The sequence below is a fragment of the Prolixibacter sp. NT017 genome (assembly GCF_009617875.1).
Classification (GTDB): Bacteria; Bacteroidota; Bacteroidia; order Bacteroidales; family Prolixibacteraceae; genus Prolixibacter.
In genome coordinates this window covers 549150-566464 of record NZ_BLAV01000001.1, presented here as the reverse complement: position 1 = coordinate 566464, position 17315 = coordinate 549150, and the positions used below count along the sequence as shown (strand labels likewise).

At 45.0% G+C, this 17315-nt stretch carries 16 protein-coding genes; 10 read left to right on the top strand and 6 right to left on the bottom strand.

The features are described from left to right. Positions 1-2: 2 nt before the first annotated feature. A complete protein-coding gene (locus GJU87_RS02195; RefSeq protein WP_153638010.1) occupies positions 3-3545 on the bottom strand; it encodes a PAS domain-containing sensor histidine kinase in 3543 nt (1180 codons plus the stop codon). Between the two features lie 136 nt (positions 3546-3681). Beyond that, positions 3682-5316, bottom strand: a complete 1635-nt coding sequence (gene treF, locus GJU87_RS02190; protein ID WP_153638009.1) for an alpha,alpha-trehalase TreF — start codon at positions 5314-5316, stop codon at positions 3682-3684. A 406-nt stretch (positions 5317-5722) separates the two neighbouring features. On the opposite strand from treF, the gene GJU87_RS02185 reads away from it, so the two are divergent. From GJU87_RS02185 to GJU87_RS02155, 7 genes are all read left to right on the top strand, one after another. Continuing rightward, positions 5723-7108, top strand: coding sequence for an MFS transporter (locus GJU87_RS02185; protein ID WP_228491824.1), 1386 nt, complete (start codon positions 5723-5725; stop codon positions 7106-7108). 244 nt (positions 7109-7352) lie between these two features. Further along, the gene (locus GJU87_RS02180) at positions 7353-7673 is read left to right on the top strand and encodes a hypothetical protein (protein WP_153638008.1); all 321 of its coding nucleotides are present in this window, start codon (positions 7353-7355) and stop codon (positions 7671-7673) included. 168 nt (positions 7674-7841) lie between these two features. After that, positions 7842-8234 carry an HU family DNA-binding protein gene (locus tag GJU87_RS02175; RefSeq protein WP_106542304.1) on the top strand — a complete coding sequence of 131 codons (393 nt, stop codon included), beginning with the start codon at positions 7842-7844 and terminating at the stop codon, positions 8232-8234. Between the two features lie 311 nt (positions 8235-8545). After that, positions 8546-8911: a hypothetical protein gene (locus tag GJU87_RS02170; protein WP_106542305.1), complete on the top strand. Its 366-nt coding sequence runs from the start codon at positions 8546-8548 to the stop codon at positions 8909-8911. 114 nt (positions 8912-9025) lie between these two features. Then, positions 9026-9613 (top strand): class I SAM-dependent methyltransferase, encoded by a 588-nt coding sequence (locus GJU87_RS02165; RefSeq protein ID WP_153638007.1) that lies wholly within the window; start codon positions 9026-9028, stop codon positions 9611-9613. A gap of 232 nt (positions 9614-9845) precedes the next feature. Then, entirely contained in the window at positions 9846-10745 is a 900-nt protein-coding gene (locus GJU87_RS02160; protein ID WP_106542307.1) for a hypothetical protein, read from the top strand. 165 nt (positions 10746-10910) lie between these two features. Continuing rightward, on the top strand, positions 10911-11627 hold the full coding sequence (locus tag GJU87_RS02155) for a dienelactone hydrolase family protein (protein WP_153638006.1): 717 nt from the start codon (positions 10911-10913) through the stop codon (positions 11625-11627). An 81-nt stretch (positions 11628-11708) separates the two neighbouring features. Here GJU87_RS02155 and GJU87_RS02150 read toward each other — a convergent pair whose 3' ends face one another. From GJU87_RS02150 to GJU87_RS02140, 3 genes are all read right to left on the bottom strand, one after another. Continuing rightward, complete coding sequence (locus GJU87_RS02150) at positions 11709-12473, bottom strand: hypothetical protein (protein WP_153638005.1); 765 nt, start codon at positions 12471-12473, stop codon at positions 11709-11711. Between the two features lie 136 nt (positions 12474-12609). Further along, positions 12610-12846 carry a hypothetical protein gene (locus GJU87_RS02145; protein ID WP_228491823.1) on the bottom strand — a complete coding sequence of 79 codons (237 nt, stop codon included), beginning with the start codon at positions 12844-12846 and terminating at the stop codon, positions 12610-12612. A gap of 90 nt (positions 12847-12936) precedes the next feature. Then, the gene (locus GJU87_RS02140) at positions 12937-13506 is read right to left on the bottom strand and encodes a hypothetical protein (RefSeq protein ID WP_153638004.1); all 570 of its coding nucleotides are present in this window, start codon (positions 13504-13506) and stop codon (positions 12937-12939) included. A 179-nt stretch (positions 13507-13685) separates the two neighbouring features. Here GJU87_RS02140 and GJU87_RS02135 point away from each other — a divergent pair, with 179 nt between their 5' ends. The 3 genes from GJU87_RS02135 (at position 13686) to GJU87_RS02125 (ending at position 15952) form a co-directional block, all read left to right on the top strand. Continuing rightward, positions 13686-14645, top strand: coding sequence for an integron integrase (locus GJU87_RS02135; RefSeq protein WP_153638003.1), 960 nt, complete (start codon positions 13686-13688; stop codon positions 14643-14645). A 117-nt stretch (positions 14646-14762) separates the two neighbouring features. Further along, on the top strand, positions 14763-15221 hold the full coding sequence (locus GJU87_RS02130) for a DoxX family protein (protein WP_153638002.1): 459 nt from the start codon (positions 14763-14765) through the stop codon (positions 15219-15221). After that, entirely contained in the window at positions 15218-15952 is a 735-nt protein-coding gene (locus tag GJU87_RS02125; RefSeq protein WP_153638001.1) for a hemerythrin domain-containing protein, read from the top strand. Before GJU87_RS02130 ends, GJU87_RS02125 begins: the two co-directional genes overlap by 4 nt. Here the strand turns inward: GJU87_RS02125 and GJU87_RS02120 are convergent. Next, positions 15947-17230 (bottom strand): hypothetical protein, encoded by a 1284-nt coding sequence (locus tag GJU87_RS02120; protein WP_153638000.1) that lies wholly within the window; start codon positions 17228-17230, stop codon positions 15947-15949. The two genes, GJU87_RS02125 and GJU87_RS02120, sit on opposite strands and share 6 nt — an antisense overlap. Positions 17231-17315: the final 85 nt, after the last annotated feature.

The following is a 17315-nucleotide window of genomic DNA, read 5'->3' as shown; positions in this document are numbered from 1 at the left end:
TTTTATATCTGATTGTTTCCTGCCAAAGGAATTGTGAAGTAAAAAACCGAGCCTTTTTTCGGAGCCGATTCCACACCAATTTGTCCGCCCATCAATTGTACAAGGCTTTCGGCTATGCTAAGGCCCAAACCAGTTCCCCCGATAGCTTGCTTCTGAGCGCTCACGGTTCGGTAAAAGCGTTCGAAAATCTTTTTTTGATCTTCTTTTCGAATCCCCATTCCTGTATCGCGGACGAAAAAGCGTGCCTCGCTCTCCTCAATGGTGTAGCCTACTTCAATCGTTCCTTCGCGGGTATATTTGATGGCGTTGGAGAGAAAGCTTGACATGACCTGTCGGATTTTCTCACGGTCAGCAGTCAAACGATCCTGTCCGGCCGTATTGGGAAGTCTTTTAAGCAGCGTTATGGGCTTACTTCGCACTTCGCGACGGAACGATAGGTGCAAGTCTTCCAGGAGCTCGGATGGGCAAAAATCTGTTTCTTTCAACGGTATTGCTTCCGTATCCAAGCGGGAAACAGCCATCACATCGTCTATAATATTCAACAGATGATCAGCATTTGAATTGATAATACGAACAAACTGTCCACGTTCTTCCGAGTCGATATGCTCCTCCAGCAAATTGGTAAAACCAACAATAGCGTTCATCGGTGTTCTGATTTCGTGACTTATATTAGCCAGAAAAGCCGATTTCAGCTTATCTCCTTCTTCTGCCTGTTCTTTCGCTTTCACCAGCGCTTTTTCCATTTGCTTGTACTCGGTAATATCGGTCACAACACCTTTAAGGCGGGTTAGTACGCCATTTTCGAACAACGGAACGATACGATTATTTAACCACCGGTATTGGCCTCCCGGAAGAACGATTCGCACCTCTTCCTCAATCATCTGCTTCTCAATCTTCAGTCGCTCAAAGGTTTTCTTTACCAGGTAGTGATCGTCTGGCAATAATCGATCGAGGAATTCACGGTAGGATACCCCGTCTTCTCTCGAATCCATTCCAAATATGCTGTTGCAGTTTTCCGACGCATGTAAGGTCTCGTTAACCAAATCGTACTCCCAATCTCCCATCCGGGCAATTTCCTGTGCCTCTCTCAGCGATGCCTCACTTTTCTTCAGCTCGTTTTCAGCCCGTTTCTTATCGGTCACATCTTCCATGATAACGATGTACTGAGTAATTTCTCCGGCATCGTTGGTAATGGGCGATATTGTTACGTTTTCCCAATAAAAGCTGCCGTTCTTTTTACGGTTCAGAAACTCACCTTTCCACTCCTTTCCCTGCCTTAAAGAAGAGAGCATTGTATGGAAATCTTCTTCCGGAAGGTGACCCGGATTCATAATTCTCGGACTCCGGCCTTTTACATCTTCCAGTGAATATCCGGTTAAGGCCGAAAAACGAGGATTGACATACTGAATCAAACCATCGGCACCGGTAATCACAAAGGAAGCCGGGCTCTGCTCGACCGCAACACTTAAGGTCATCAACATTTCCTCAGCCTTTTTCCGGGGTGTAACATCGTGCACAATGGCGTGCACCATAGGTTTACCACGAAGAATAATAGGGCCGCTAAATACCTCCACATCACAGGTAGAATGATCCGCTTTCCGATGCTTAAACTCGTAGTGATTATGCGTTGAATAATCGACCTGACGCAACCGGTCCCTTATTTCGTTGGGAGAAAGCGTATTGATATCCGCAATATTCATCGAAGTGAGCTCTTCGTATGTCCATCCGTAGAAGTCGACTGCGGCATGATTGACATCAATGATATTGCCGTTTTCCTTGTCAATCAAAAACATCACCGCATGGTTATTGCTGAATAAGGTGCGGTAGCGTTCCTCACTTTCGTGTAAAGCGTTCAGCGCTTTGCTTCGTTCAGTCACATCAGTTGCCAGAACCAAACGTGCCGGGCGGCCATTAAAAGTAAGGCGATGAGAGCTGATAGCAACGCTAATAATTTCCCCGTTTTTCTTCTTGTGTCGCCACTCCCCGGCCCAGTCGAAGTCATCCTCATGCCTTCCCAAATCGATCATCAACTGTGGAACATCTTCTTCCGGACGGATATCTTGTATCGTCATTGACAGAAATTCCGTCCGTGAGTATTTATAATGTTTAACAGCCGCATTGTTTACTTCTATAAAACGACAGGTCTCCAGGTCGTAAATCCACATAGGGTGCGGATTATTCTGAAACAGGTATTTATACTTTTGCTTACTCTCAATGAGTGCTTTTTCCGCTTTCTTCTGTTCGGTGATATCTTCAACACTGGCCCAAATATATTTAACCCCTTTTTCGATCATAATCTGACCTTTGAGCCTCACAGGCACGAGATGACCGTCTTTATGGATATATTCCTTTTCGTATGGTCCAAAATGTTCCTGATGTGATAAACTTTTCAGCTGTTCTTTTTCACTTTCCCGATAGGGTTGAGGTATCAAATCCGAATAAGACAACTTTAGCGCTTCTCTACGACTATACCCAATAATTTCGAGCATTGCGGAATTCATGTCAACCAGTTTTCCTTCCAGCGCTGCCAATACCAGTCCAATCGAAGTAAGGTTAAAAAGATTTCGATTATATTCCCGGCTCTCTTTTAAGTTATTCTCTGTCTCTTTTCGTTCCGTGATATCCATTACGATGCCCTCAAGAGCAATCAACTCGCCATCGCCATTGTATACTCCGCTTCCCTGTTCCCAGACCCACTTAATACTTCCATCGGCTGTACGAATCTGGTACTCGCCCTGATAAACGCTTCTCTCTTCGATAGCCTGCTGCCAATCATTCCACAGCGACTCCCGATATTCTTCGACAACCAATTCACCATACGATATAACCCGGTTATTAATGAATTCTTCCGGTTGATATCCGGTGAGTTTCACACACCCACGGCTCACATATTCCATCGTCCAGTCTACATCATTCCTGCAACGGTATATCAAACCGGGAACATGTCCAAGAAGAGAAGAATGTAAGCTAAAATTATCCGGCAGCAGAACTCCTTCTTCAGTAACCTGATGGTTTTCGGCTTCATTAGATAACCTTTCAACCGTCTGTTCAACCAACAGCGTCAATACCGGAGCCATCTTAGCCAATTGCTGAAAATTGTCATCATCGATAGTCGCCTCATTCTGAATCCCCCAGAACAGTATCATCCCATTTAACCTGTTGCCCCCCAATAACGGAAGACTAAATACCGGAAGTGAATCCGCAGGAACTGTTTTTCCATCCGAAGTATTCTCTTCCTTCGAAGAGATTATCCGGGGCTTTCGATGGTTGCTCCATTGATATACGACCGGAAACCAATCGGGGAGTTCGTTATCTGGCACGATAACCGAAAGGTTAGAAAAAACAATGTCGAATTCTTTTCCCCCGGAGCGGGAAAAAACCGATAAGGCCCGGGCGTTTGCTAAATTCTGAAGAAAAGATAACAAAGACATCGAGAAAGAACCATCTCTCGAAATAATTGCGAGAAAATCATCAAAGGCCTTTTCAGCAATATCGCTGTCGTTTTGCATCAGGTCAGCTTCCGGGGTTACGTTTTTCATCATCATGAAACAAGCGTCCAGGTTAGCAGGTTAAAGTTGGTAAGTTAATTAAAATCTTTATGTTGTCGAAAAAAAATCATTCCATATCTATGCTGTTCAACGGAACAGCTAATTTGGGATGACGAGCAACATATAAAAAAGGTTACCTTTCAGCAGCCAGTCGCTGATAAACTCCGTTCGTCCATCCAAAACCGTCCTGATTGGGATATTCGCCACCACCACCGGGCACTTCCGGATTGACCACATTGTATTTCTCTTCCACGCGGTGATACTTGTGATAAACTTCCTCGTTCACCTTCATCCAGCGTTGTTTGATTTCGTTCGCCAATGCGTTAAAATCATAATTGCGGAGTCCCTGAATGGTCATCCACTGCAGTGGTGCCCAGCCGTTGGGTGAATCCCATTGCTGACCGGTATTATAGGGTGTCGTGGCCACTCCACCTGCCTTCAGCAACTCGTCCTCAACCATTTCCTTTATTCCGGCAGCCTGTTTGGCGGAAGCCATGTGGAAGAAAAGAGGATAAACAGCGGCCAGCGAAAAAATGCCTGTCTGTTTTCCCGTGGTATAATCGTAGTCGAAATAGTATCCTTTATCAGCATTCCAGCAATACTGGTTCAATGCCTCCAGCCGATTCTGTGCTTTTTGCTCATACCGGGCAAAGGAAGTCGAATCGCCCTTCAGCTTGTAAGCTTGAGCAATGGTCTTTTCCATGTTGTACATCAACGCATTCAGGTCGACCGGAACAATGTCTGTAGTATGCATGGTATACAAAGGAAAACTGCCATCAGGAGCTTCTTTCAGCCAACGGCTCGAGAAGTCCCATCCCGATTCAGCAGCCGATCGAATATCGCGGTACATTTTCAATGTATCCAGTGATGGATTAAGAGCCAATGCTTTTTTTACCGTCTGAACGTCTTCGCGATAAGCTTCCGAACGAGGAAAATCCCCTTTATCATAATACCTGTTCAACAAAGTTCCGCCATCCATCCGAACGACATGCCCACAAGCGGACTTGGCATCGTTAACATTATTGGCTCCGTGCATCCAAAACCGATATTCTTCAACCATGTAAGGCAAATAGTGCACATACACTGAGTCATCCTTTTTTAATCGTGCCAACAGGCTTACCATCAATGCGAAGAAAGGTGGTTGCGACCGGGTGAGATAATACGTCCGGTTACCGTTCGGGATAAACCCAATGGTATCAATCAGGTAAGCAAAGTTATCAATCATCGAGTTAATGATATCAACCCGACCATCGGTTGCCAGTCCCAACATGGTAAAATAGCTATCCCAATAGTACACTTCGCGGAAACGTCCGCCGGGCACTACATACATGTTAGGCAACGGAATAAGTGTTCCTGAATGGGCCACATCGGGTTGCCGCGCCAATACTGACCACAGATTCCGGATATGTTCACGGATAGGCAATGTGTCTGGACTACTGATTGGATGATAGGTTGGGATAATGAAGTGCTTCTCCAAGAACTGCTTGAGCACTTTAGTATCATCCTTATCAGCAACCGTTTCATAGGCTTTTCGAATCTCCGCCGGAGATTCCTTCGGAACACAATCGACGAAAGTTTTACTGTCGGGGAAGATGTCGGACTTTTGTACATCGTAAAATAATTGCCCATAAAGGGCCTGAGGCGTGCCAACATCGACGGGTTGAGGAGTTTGTTTCTGACAACTGGTTGCGGACGCAACCAATAGGGTTAACAACAGCCAGAAAAACGGTCGGTGGATTGCCTGCCGGAAAGCATAAGAATTTTTCATATTCTCTATTTTACTCCTAAATTGCCTTGTACCTACCCCACGTCGGGATAGTTTACCAAATTAATGATAACAGAACATTTGGGTAACCAGGTACGTTTGTTTCCTTAATCCAAAGCTTCCGGCAAAACTTTGTTTGCTCCTACAATACATCCTACCAGAAACTTCTGAACCAAAAATACGACATCTCAAGCAAAAAAAACAGCAGCAAGTAGAATTTCCAATGGCTCACTTTCCGTCTTCATGAATAAACAATTATGTTATCAATTAAAAAACAGACCAATAGACGCTCTCACCGTTAATTCAACTTTATGTAAAAAACTTTCAATTCACTCTCCCCATGGTGAATCGCCAATTAACAAAAGCATAATATGAAACGCACGCCCCCTGAGGACAACATGAAGCGGGAATGACTAATTTTGAGGTTTCATTCCCCGGCTTAAAGATCTCGTGTTTTACGTTAAAGAACCAACCGGGAGAATGGAACTTCTTCTCTATGCATACACCCGGAAACACACATTGGTCGAAAACCCTGAAGGGACTAAAGAATACCTTTCGTTCGCTGCAATACCGCAATTACCGGCTTTTCTTCGGGGGACAAAGCATCTCACTCATCGGTACCTGGATTCAGCGCATCGCCATGCCTTGGTTGGTGTATCACCTGACCGGCTCAGTAGTTCTATTAGGTGTTGTCGGCTTTGCCGGCCAAATCCCTACTTTCCTGCTGGCCTCCTATGCCGGTGTTATTACCGACCGCCGGAACCGCTACCATATTCTGATTGCCACCCAGGTACTCGCCATGCTGCAGGCACTTACCCTGGCGCTGCTTTTCTTTCTCGGCATCATCCAGGTTTGGCACATCATTGCCCTCAGCATTTTGCTTGGCCTCATCAATGCATTCGATGTGCCCGCCCGGCAGTCGTTCGTTATAGAGATGGTGGAGAAGAAGCAGGATTTAGGCAACGCCATTGCGCTGAACTCCTCCATGGTGAACGGTGCCCGATTACTGGGCCCCTCCATTGCGGGCGTGTTGATTGCCGTTACCGGAGAAGGTGTTTGCTTCCTCATCAACGGGCTGAGTTACCTGGTGGTCATCGCGTCGTTGCTGAATATGAAAGTCACTCCGCGTCAAATCAGCAAAAAGACGACACGCATCATCGAGGAACTGAAGGAAGGTTATCACTACACGTTTGGCTTTGCGCCCATCAAATCCATCATTCTGCTGCTGGCATTGGTCAGCCTGATGGGCATGCCTTACAATGTACTAATGCCGGTATTTGCCAAAGAGGTCCTTCACGGCGACTCACATACCTTTGGTTTCCTGATGGGCGCTTCAGGGCTGGGAGCCATTACAGGCGCCATGTACCTGGCTTCGCGTAAGAATGTGATTGGCCTGGAACGACTGATTCCGGCAGCAGCTGCCGTTTTCGGACTGGGACTGATTGCCTTTTCGCAATCCCGGTTTTTCTGGTTGTCGATGCCACTGATGGTCATTACCGGCCTTGGAATGATGCTGACGATGGCCTCCAGCAACACGGTGATTCAAACGGTGGTCGACGACAGCAAGCGTGGCCGCGTGATGAGTTTTTATGCGATGGCTTTTATGGGCACTGCGCCTTTCGGAAGTTTGTTTGCCGGAGCCGTCGCGAAAGCCGTCGGTGCCCCGCTGACGTTAACGATTGGCGGTGTGGCTGTTGTTCTGGGCGCCCTCCTGTTTGCCCGCCAACTTCCCAAAATCCGGGAAGGCATCTTACCGGTGTACCGGGAAATGGGGATTCGCTCCGGAAAACAATAGCCCCCATAAACATTTTCCCGGTTCAAGTACCCCAAACCTAATTTTTCATAAATTGGGAAAGCAAATTTGATTTTTCACTCTTGATACTTTGTTGCTCATGTTCAAACAAAAGCCTCAAACGATAGTTTTGAAAGCTGTCACGATTATTCTCGTTAGCTTTCTGTTCTTTAGTTGCGATTCAAATCTTCTTCATAAAACCCCAATCGACAATTTTAAGGGAACGTGGCAACTCAAGGGGAGAACCATGTTTGACGGAATTAAAATAAAAATCACCGAGGATAAGAACGGCAATTTCGTGGGCAAAGTTGTAGAACTAAATGACAACAAATATGTCGACTTGTTTGTCAACGTGGGAGATACATGGGTAACCGGCATCGGTCGCTCATCCAATTTTGAGTTTGTTCTGACCGAAAAGAAAATCGCCAGTCAATTGTTTTCACTATACGGGCTGGATACCACACAAGACTACGAAGTGAAATTTATTGACAATAATACATTTGGACTTGGGACAGGCAGCGCTGATCCTGGCCAGTCATCCATCAGGTATATCCGGGTGACACCTTGAAAAGCTAAAAAACGATTAATGACCATAAAACCTCTTCGTCCATTATTCACTCAATCATAATATCCATACCATTAAAAATTTAAATTGACTCTAAATAGTTATTATGCTAACTTGAAGAGACAAATACCAGGATAGACTCCTATTTTACTAACTTAAATTTTTAACCAAATGAGTATCAATTACAAGGTGATACCGCGGAAAAATCCGGGTAATATTACCGCAGATCCCAAGTATTATGCGTCGATCAACAGCAAAGGACGCAGAAACAACCGCTACATTGCCAAGCAAATTGCCGACCGCTCTTCCCTCAACGAAATGGATGTATTATCGGTTATCGAAGGTTTCCTGCAAATTGTTCCCACAACCCTAACCGACGGCTATACTGTCGACCTGGGTGATTTTGGCACCATGAACCTGATAGCCAAAAGTCAGGCTGCCGAAACCGAAGAGGATTTTAACAGTAGTTTAATTGAAGGCGCTAAAGTAGCTTTCCGCCCCGGAAAGCTGTTCCGTAAAGAACTGAATGCCGCGGAATTCGTCAAACTCAACCACGCCGAATAGCATATAAAGGTTAATTGATTGGTTATCCTCGGGACTTTAATAAAACAAGGTCCCGATCTAATTTCAAGAAAGTCCGGATCTTTTCACGACAAGGTCCGGATCTTTTTTGAAGAAGGTACCGATCTCCTTTCAATCAGGTCCGGTCTTTTTTAAAAAAAGTCCGGACCTTCTTTCAATGAAGTCCCGATCTGGTTTACTCCAACTTTTAATCACCCAAAGGATTTCACAAAAATCGCTGAAAAACAGGCACAAGAAATACACGCAACGAAATCATTCATCCCCGCATCTTACCGGTACCTAAACGAAACGCCATGACTGGAAGAACCATCCTGCTCGGATTACTTTTATTCATCGCTGCACAACCGGGGTGCAAAAAAAACGATGACCTCCCCCCGGAGAAACAAATTCTGGGTGTGTGGGTATCGACCAGCACAGAAGACATTCTCGATTTCACGGATGAAGATACTTTCTACAAATCGAACAAAAATATCCACGAACCCTATCGTTACCAACTCGAAAAAGATTCAATAGAAATTCAGTACGTTGGAGAATCTTTCATTGCGGTACCCCCCACCAAACACAAATACACCATTAGCGGTAGCCGACTCACCATCGATTTCGCCAGTAAACATTGTTTTGGCTTTCCTACTGAACTTCTCACCTTCGTGAAAAGATAAGCATTGCACATCTCTTCATTTCCCTTTTTTCAGAAATCTCTCTTTGTGCAACATTTAATTGTTGCGTACAAAATTTTGTAACTTTCGCCCCTGAAACTTCGGAATATTCAGGCCATGAGCAAACGAGAGAAAAAGGACATCGGCGGCAGGCTGGCCGGCAAAGGCGTGTTTCCCCACGAAATGGCTTTTACCCTGCTCATTCCCTTGCGGAATATGTTTCTCTCGCCCAGGCAGCTCATCAAACGACTCGAACTGAATCCATCGTCCAAAGTACTGGAAGTAGGTCCCGGACCGGGCTATTTTAGCGTGAAAGTGGCAAAAGCCATTCCCGACGGCGAACTGGTACTGGCCGACATTCAGCAGGAAATGCTCGATTATGCCAAAAAGCGCGTCGACAAACGGGGCCTTACCAACGTATCGTATTCGCTTTGCAACGGCCAGACTTTCCCTTTCCCCGACGAATATTTCGATCGCATCTTCCTGGTCACTGTTATTGGTGAAGTCGAAAACCAGGAAGCTTACCTCAAAGAGTTCCTCAGGATACTGAAAAAGGGAGGCATCCTCTCCATCTCGGAACTTGCGGGCGACCCGGACAAAATGAGCACCACCGAAATTAAAGCACTCTGTGAAAATGCCGGATTCACGTTAGACAAAATTCACGGTAACAAACGAAATTACACCGCCAATTTTCGAAAGGAATAACACTCTTTCTTTGTGTAACTCCTCCGGAGTAACAAATCCCCTTACCAGCTTCGTCCTACAATACTTAATGCCCTACGGGCAAAAATTCTGCGTTGGACTCCTACTCTACTACTCTTCCATAACCTTATGCTATCAAACACATGCGGGTAATGATGAAATCACATAACTATTTAAAAGGTTAAATATATTTTTACATGGATAACTAAATCATAACCTTTAAATCAAACCTATCATGAGAATTACGGGAATTATCCTGCTGACTTTCTTGTCCTTCCAGTTGGCCGTAGCCCAAAATCTGAAACCTTACATCCTCGGGGTTGAATCAGCCGAAAGCGTGGCTGACCTCAAAGGAAGAGTGGCAACGAACCTGGAACAAAACGGCATTCAGGTTGTGGGACAATACGAACCGGCTGCCGATGCCAACCGCTGGCTGCTCGTTGTTACATCGCCGGAGTTGCAAAAAGCGGTGGAAACCGTTGGCGGCCTCACCGGCTTTGCTTCCACACTACGCGTAGCCATTACGAAAGAAGACGGCAAGACGCTGGTCACTTATACCAATCCGGAATATTGGGGAAACGCATACTTCCGCGATGATTACAATAAAGTAGCGTCCGATTATGCCGCATTAACAGCTCACCTGGAAAGCGCCATGAAAGCGACCGGCACTTTCGTGGGAAAACCATTCGGCTCGGAAAAAGGATTGTCGATAAAAGACCTGCACAAGTACCACTACATGATCGGGATGCCCCGCTTTGACGACACGGTAGAACTGGGTGAATTTGATAATTACCAAACAGCGTTGAATAAAGTCAACTCATCAGTCGATAAAGGCGTGCCGAATGTAAAAGAGGTGTACAAAGTGGCCATTCCCGGCAAGGATTTAACCCTGTACGGATTTGCCCTTTCGGGAGAAGACGGCGAAAGCGATTTCCTCCCGACCATCGACATTAGCCAACCAAAGCATACCGCTTTTCTGCCATACGAAGTGCTGGTGGACGGCAACCAGGTGTTGATGTTGCACGGCCGGTACCGGATTGCGCTCTCATTCCCCGACCTGACCATGGGAATCTTCACCAAAATCATGTCGACCCCGGGCAACATCAAAGATATGCTGGAACAACTGACAGAATAACCATTCGAAACCAACTACCTACCTATGACGATACCCTATTTAGGGGCAAAGGCCAGTGAATTCACTTTCGCTGGCTTTTTTTATACTCTTTAACGCTCTCACCGAAACTTAGCTTGCCAACTGCTCGTTATGAGGAAAGATTACTCCTGATAAAACGAAGTTATTATGATTCGGACAGAAACAATTACTTACCACGATGCAGACCAGACCTTCGAAGGGAAAATCAGTTGGGACGATTCCCTTAACGGGAAAAAACCGGGCATTCTCATTGCCCATGCTTTCGGCGGTCAATCTGATTTTGAAACAGGAAAATCAGTCGAACTGGCCGAACTGGGCTACGTTGGAATGGCTATCGACATTTACGGGAAAGGACGCCGGGCTTCTAATCCGGAAGAAGCCGCTAAGCTAATGGCCGAGTTCAACAATGATCGCGCCTTGCTGCTGAAACGCATGGAACTTTCGTTGAAAACACTGCGGGATCATCCGGAGGTAGATGAAGATAAAACAGGCGCTATTGGATTTTGCTTCGGCGGGAAATGTGCCCTCGACCTGGCTCGTTCAGGAGCCGATGTAAAAGGTGTTGTTAGCCTTCACGGCATGTTTGATAAGCCCGGCCTTCCGGAAGAAAACCCAATAAAGGCTTCCATACTTGTGCTTCATGGCTGGGACGATCCACTGGCAAAACCAGAAATGTTTGTAGAATTCGCCAATGAAATGACCGAAAGAAAGGCCGACTGGCAGATGCACGCCTTTGGACATACCGGCCACGCCTTTACCAATCCAAAAGCCAACGCGCCCGAAAGAGGATTATTTTATCAACCCACATCAAGCAAAAGAGCCTGGAAAGCCATGGCTGACTTCTTTGAAGAAATGTTTGTATAAAAATAAAACAGGGCAGCACATAAAAGCACTGCCCTGTTTTCATCGATTCAATTACACATCTGAGTCCTGAAATTCTATTTTCTACATACCTTTTGCTTTCACCGATAAATCTTTCCGCCATTGCACCACATAACCATAAACATCTGAATAACTATTCACAAGTTTGTCATGCACCATTTTGGCTTTTTCCTCACCCAACACACGCTTGGTAAAATCTCTCCACTTCTCTTTCGGTCCTTCCATTTCTGCCCAATTTTTATAGGGAAAAACGAGATCAACGACCAATGCTGAACCTCCGTTAACATTCCAGATGACACCATAATAGTCCTTTCTCCCCTCCTTTTTAATCGCGTCACCATACGCTTTAATGGCATTATAGAAATCCATTCCATGCCCGGGATTCAGCTTATAGGCATATACCTGAATAAGATTCACCTCGTCGTTATTTGGATACCAGTTCACAAGCGTCGTATCATTGGCTGATATTTCGCTCGTAATTTTGGCTATGTACGGGCTTACATTCTTTACAAACTCAGCGGATCCCTTAGCATTAAAATCCTCGTAGTTGTCGAAATCGGCCCAGCTATGACCACCTGAGCGAATAATGAAATCCCCCATGTTCTTGCCGTTTACCACCTGGTAAATATTCCAGTTCCAGGGATCGCCATTGTCCATTCGCCATTGAGCGTGTTGCTTCAAGGCATTTTGAAAGGCTCCACTTTCACCGTCTTTTACCTTGACATAATATACCTTAGCCAAATTCTTCGATTGGGCAAACAGACCATTTGCTGTAAGGCCGAACATAACAACGACCATTAAACCAACTAGCAGTGTCCTTTTTTTCATAGTGTATCTATTTTGGTTATTTGTTGAAATAAAAATTCTCTTATCGCGTATATATTCGGACATAGACCAGTACGCTTCTAAGCCCAACGAGAACCTATCTTATCCAAACGAGCCTGTCCCAATTCTTCGGGGCTCATCACCACATGAAACTCCACTTTGGCTTCAAATGCCAGGAACCAGGGCTCTGCCAGCGCAGGAACCGTGAAGCTTTTTCCAGGTTAGCCTGAATAACGACAGCCCGCAAACCTTCCAATTCAGTAAAATAAGCTGCTTCCGGTTTAGTTTCGTCCAGGATGGTTTTCATTTTCGACTCAACGCTTCCGTCTCGGACTGCAGCATTGAACTTTGAATGCGGCATTCGGACAATCATCATGATACGCATGATCCATACTCCTTTCTTTTGGTTAAACATTCCCTTATCAACCTTCCGGAAGCAAAGCACCTAAGACAAAACCTGCAGACTTTACAGCCGGTGAGGTGTGTAATTGTTCGCGGCATACGATGCCAGCTCTTCGTCAATTTTCGAAACGCGGGCTACTGCGGTTGTGATTTGTTCGCGGGTCAGGATTCCTCCTTCGGAAGGAACAGCTGCAATAGCCAGCCACAGTGGGAACGAGATGGTATGGATGCCGGTATATTTCAACCGGTGGTGCTCCCGGCACAGAACCACCAGGTTACGCGCATCATCGGGAGTGTCAAGAAATTTTTTGGTTTTCGAAAGTTCTGTCAAATACTGGTGTAGTTTTTCAGGATTGTCGACGGAAGCGATGTAGTCTTCGTCGTAAAATTCTATTGCGTTAAGAATATTGGTTACTTTTTGGGGTGAAAGCGCATTCCAAAATGCCCATTCAAAAACATGATGAACTTCGCGGTCTTCTTTTTTCCCACATACCCAACAGGGTGCTCCGCATTCATCACGTATCAGTTTTTTGTTCTTACGGAAGAGAGATGACTCTCTTCGTTCGTTATGTGCCGGTATCCAGTATTGTTCTTCGAATGTGCCTTTTTTAAAATGCTCAACCAGTTTCGACATATATCGCCTCCTCGTTTTAGTTCGTATTACACTGTTAACGAACCTATTAAATTTACAACACTAAACAGCGGCAATCAATAGACTAATGAAAAAGCATAGTATGAGATATATCGTCAGAACGTAGCATTTTGATGGATAATAGCTTAGATTTGTAGTAATATGCACAAAATGGTTATCCCATGGAGCACACTGAGTTTTTAGATGAAGTCAGGGATATCATCCACAAAAACCATTTCAGCAGCAGTACCGAAAAGAGTTACCTGGCTTGGATATACCGCTTCATCATCTTCAACAACAAGCAACACCCGAAGGAGATGGGTGCCCCCGAAGTAACTGAATACCTTGATTACCTGAGCCAAAAGCGCAGTGTTTCCCCCTCGACCCGCAACCAGGCACTCAATGCACTTGTTTTTCTGTATACCAAAGTGTTGAGTATTCCCTTTGATGATTTCCATTCGAAACATTTCAAAATCAAGAAAAAACTACCAACGATTTTGACTCGCGAAGAGGTGCAGGAGATTCTGAACGACCTGCAGGGAGAGTTCCGTTTGATGGCGTCGTTAATTTACGGCAGTGGTTTGAAACTGAACGAATGTCTGCGCTTACGTATTCGTGATATCAATATAGAGAAAGAAGAAATCATTGTCCGGGACGAAAACAACGAGATGGAACGAAAGACCTTGTTGCCATCGCTGCTCATTCCACGATTATCCAGACAAATCCAAAAAATCAGTATCCAATTCGAAGAAAACAAATTAATCCCAGGCTTTGCAGGTACCAACCTTCCGGAACCTATCCAAAAAGCACATCCCGAAGCAGCGATGGAATGGGACTGGCAATACCTTTTTCCTTCCGGGAAACCGAGTACCGAGAATGGCTCAGAGAAGCTTTTCCAACACCACATTCATGAAAATCACCTGCAAAAAGCCGTAAAAGAAGCGGTACGCCATACCGGAATTTCCAAACATGTTTCCTGTTATACTTTCCGGCATAGCTTTGCCACTCATCTTTTAGAAGACGGTTATTGCATCGAAACGGTTCAACGATTACTGGGACACAAAGACATCCGGAATACTATGGTTTACAAGCAAGTACTAAACAACAATCGATTCACTGTGCGCAGTCCTCTTGATATATAATTACACTAACATCTGAACAGATCTCCTGCCAACCTGTTATACCACTGACAATGAATCGCACCTGAAGCAACTTGCGTACAACGATTTGACCAGTCGTTGAAAAACATCCATGTTGCTATGTCAGAAAAGAATAACCTTCTTAACCGCCTCCTCGTAACCGTACACAACAACAGCGCACTTCTCATCAGGTTAACTGTCGGGCTCATTTTTCTGTCGGAGGGAATCCAGAAGTTTCTTTTCCCAGATGCCCTGGGAACCGGCCGTTTTGTGAGAATTGGTTTTAGCCATGCCGAATTCTGGGCTTACCTCACTGCTGTCTTCGAGACTGCCTCCGCTCTGCTCATCCTCCCGGGATTATTTACCCGAATCGCCTCCATTCCACTGCTCATCATCATGATAACAGCTTTTGTCGCTACCAAATGGCCCATACTGATGCACGAAGGATTCTGGACTTTTGCTCATGAATACCGCACGGACTTTGCCATGACAGTGCTGCTTATCTATCTGCTTCTCTACGGAAGTGGCAAAATTTCCATCGATTACCGATTATCAAAACGATTAAAACAGAAATCATGAAAAAATTCAACCGACCATCCAATCATCCTTTCGGAAAGCCGAATGAAGAACGACGCCAATTCATGAAAAACGGTCTGCTGTTAGGCTCACTTGCCGGAATAGCTGGTTTGGGGCTCCTGCCGGGTTGCGAAAAGGAAGAAGGCGAAGATGTGGCTCCGCCGGAAGACCTGATGCGTGAACACGGCGCACTGAACCGGATTCTACTTATCTACGATACCTGCCGAATACACTTGTCCACTGGCGAATCGTTCGATGTATCGGTCCTCAACAACTCAGCCCAAATCATTCGGAATTTTATCGAGGATTACCACGAAAAGCTGGAGGAAAACTACCTGTTCCCTCGTTTCGAAAAGGCCAACTTGCTGACTGATTTAGTTGCAACGCTGCGTAAACAGCACAAAGCTGGTCGCGACGTAACCGCCCAAATCATCCAACTGGCGAACATGAATTCCCTTTCGAATGAAGACAATGCGAAACAGATGATTGAGTTGCTGCGATCATTCAATACGATGTACCGTCCGCACGAAGCCCGGGAAGACACGGTGCTTTTCCCTGCCTTACGGAAGATTATCTCTAGAAACGAATTTTACTCGTTGGGGGAAGATTTTGAAAAGAAAGAACACGAACTATTCGGGCAGGACGGCTTCGAAAGCGTCGTGGAAAAAGTAGCCGATCTCGAAAAGAAACTCGGTATATACGATTTGAGCCAGTTCACACCACAAAAACTATAAAATAGCAATGTATGACTTTCCTTCTTTACGGAGAGCATAATGTCTTTTTAGCTCAAATTCCAACATTGGCGGTTCTGCTTTCAAGTAGTTCAAAATCTGTTCAGCCCGGGGAATCTTTTTAGCTGGTTTTTTAGCTTTGTCTTTGGCAAATTCGAGTACAGGACCGCAGCCAGCCTCTTCAAACATTACTTTTAATGTTTGATTTTCATAAATATCGGAATTGACAAATGAACTCAACTTACATAAGTTCAGATAAGCAATATCTTCTTTGGACAAACCGGTATTCGAACACAATTTTTGTTCTTCTGGTGTACCGCACTGCGTAACCAGAAGGAAAGTCCGAATAATTATCTTCCTTTTCATTAAGTCGGCAACCAGATAACCGATTTTATATCCCAGTACACGATACTCAATTAAATAGGAATGATGGCGATACGGAATAACCGTTGGTTCTGCGAGAGAGTCATACATACACCAGCGAAGCTCTCCCGGGGCTAACAAATCCACCCGCTCGCTCAAACGGCGAAGTGCATGACTTTGTATATAAACATTTAATAGTTCGGGATATTCTGCTGTTTCGAGATGTAGTACTTCAGCCTTAAGTTTCAGCGGGACAAATTCTTCGATAGCAAAACCTACCTGGTAGGCAGGGCGCCGTGAACCACCTGTTTTGATATGAATGACTGGATTTGCAACCCTACTAACTATAAATGCAGCAAACACTCCCCGATGGGCACTTTGCCCTCCTCTCCATTCGAACTGAACCGGATAATGATCGATATCAATTCCATCATAGATCATTCCCAGATTTGTTTTTAACGTCTTTATCAGCAACTCAAGTTCGTCACCAAACAGATTTTCCGTAATTGGTCGCATTTCCTCAAAAAAATTATCACCTTTCGGAAAATTAGGATTTGGCTCTCGCAAAATAAAAGCATAAATAGTCAGGCCTGTAGTCAGATAGTCATACGCGCTAATTTGATAATCAGTATCTGAAATATCCACTTTATATTCATCCAGATAATAATATAAAGCTTCGGTCATCATTTTCGCATGTTTTGCCGATAAAGAACAACCGTCTTCCGGTTTTATTTTTGGCGCACGCATTCGCAACTTCCAGAGGTATTGCAATTCACGTTCGGAAATCTGTCGGAATAGATGTTCCTTTTCAATAAGAGTGAAAAAATGCCTGACTTTCCGGTAAAATTTTTTTCGTTGTTCGGCTTGTGCTTGTTTTTGTTGCTGCGCCGATGGTCGTTTTTTTCTTCGCTTCGACATGGGAAGTGAGTTAGGTTAAATGCAATTTTACCTCTCCACATCGCATATCGGAATATCAGCATTGGTCAGTTAAACGACAGGAGAG

Excerpts from the sequence above, each read along its gene's own strand:
- GJU87_RS02175 (WP_106542304.1), top strand. The coding sequence starts at position 7,842 with ATGAGTATCAATTACAAGGTGATACCGCGGAAAAATCCGGGTAATATT.
- GJU87_RS02165 (WP_153638007.1), top strand. The coding sequence starts at position 9,026 with ATGAGCAAACGAGAGAAAAAGGACATCGGCGGCAGGCTGGCCGGCAAA.
- GJU87_RS02120 (WP_153638000.1), bottom strand. The coding sequence starts at position 17,230 with ATGTCGAAGCGAAGAAAAAAACGACCATCGGCGCAGCAACAAAAACAA.
- GJU87_RS02140 (WP_153638004.1), bottom strand. The coding sequence starts at position 13,506 with ATGTCGAAACTGGTTGAGCATTTTAAAAAAGGCACATTCGAAGAACAA.
- GJU87_RS02155 (WP_153638006.1), top strand. The coding sequence starts at position 10,911 with ATGATTCGGACAGAAACAATTACTTACCACGATGCAGACCAGACCTTC.
- GJU87_RS02125 (WP_153638001.1), top strand. The coding sequence starts at position 15,218 with ATGAAAAAATTCAACCGACCATCCAATCATCCTTTCGGAAAGCCGAAT.
- GJU87_RS02185 (WP_228491824.1), top strand. The coding sequence starts at position 5,723 with ATGACTAATTTTGAGGTTTCATTCCCCGGCTTAAAGATCTCGTGTTTT.
- GJU87_RS02150 (WP_153638005.1), bottom strand. The coding sequence starts at position 12,473 with ATGAAAAAAAGGACACTGCTAGTTGGTTTAATGGTCGTTGTTATGTTC.
- GJU87_RS02195 (WP_153638010.1), bottom strand. The coding sequence starts at position 3,545 with ATGATGATGAAAAACGTAACCCCGGAAGCTGACCTGATGCAAAACGAC.
- GJU87_RS02130 (WP_153638002.1), top strand. The coding sequence starts at position 14,763 with ATGTCAGAAAAGAATAACCTTCTTAACCGCCTCCTCGTAACCGTACAC.
- GJU87_RS02145 (WP_228491823.1), bottom strand. The coding sequence starts at position 12,846 with ATGATGATTGTCCGAATGCCGCATTCAAAGTTCAATGCTGCAGTCCGA.
- GJU87_RS02170 (WP_106542305.1), top strand. The coding sequence starts at position 8,546 with ATGACTGGAAGAACCATCCTGCTCGGATTACTTTTATTCATCGCTGCA.
- GJU87_RS02180 (WP_153638008.1), top strand. The coding sequence starts at position 7,353 with ATGTTTGACGGAATTAAAATAAAAATCACCGAGGATAAGAACGGCAAT.
- treF (WP_153638009.1), bottom strand. The coding sequence starts at position 5,316 with ATGAAAAATTCTTATGCTTTCCGGCAGGCAATCCACCGACCGTTTTTC.
- GJU87_RS02160 (WP_106542307.1), top strand. The coding sequence starts at position 9,846 with ATGAGAATTACGGGAATTATCCTGCTGACTTTCTTGTCCTTCCAGTTG.
- GJU87_RS02135 (WP_153638003.1), top strand. The coding sequence starts at position 13,686 with ATGGAGCACACTGAGTTTTTAGATGAAGTCAGGGATATCATCCACAAA.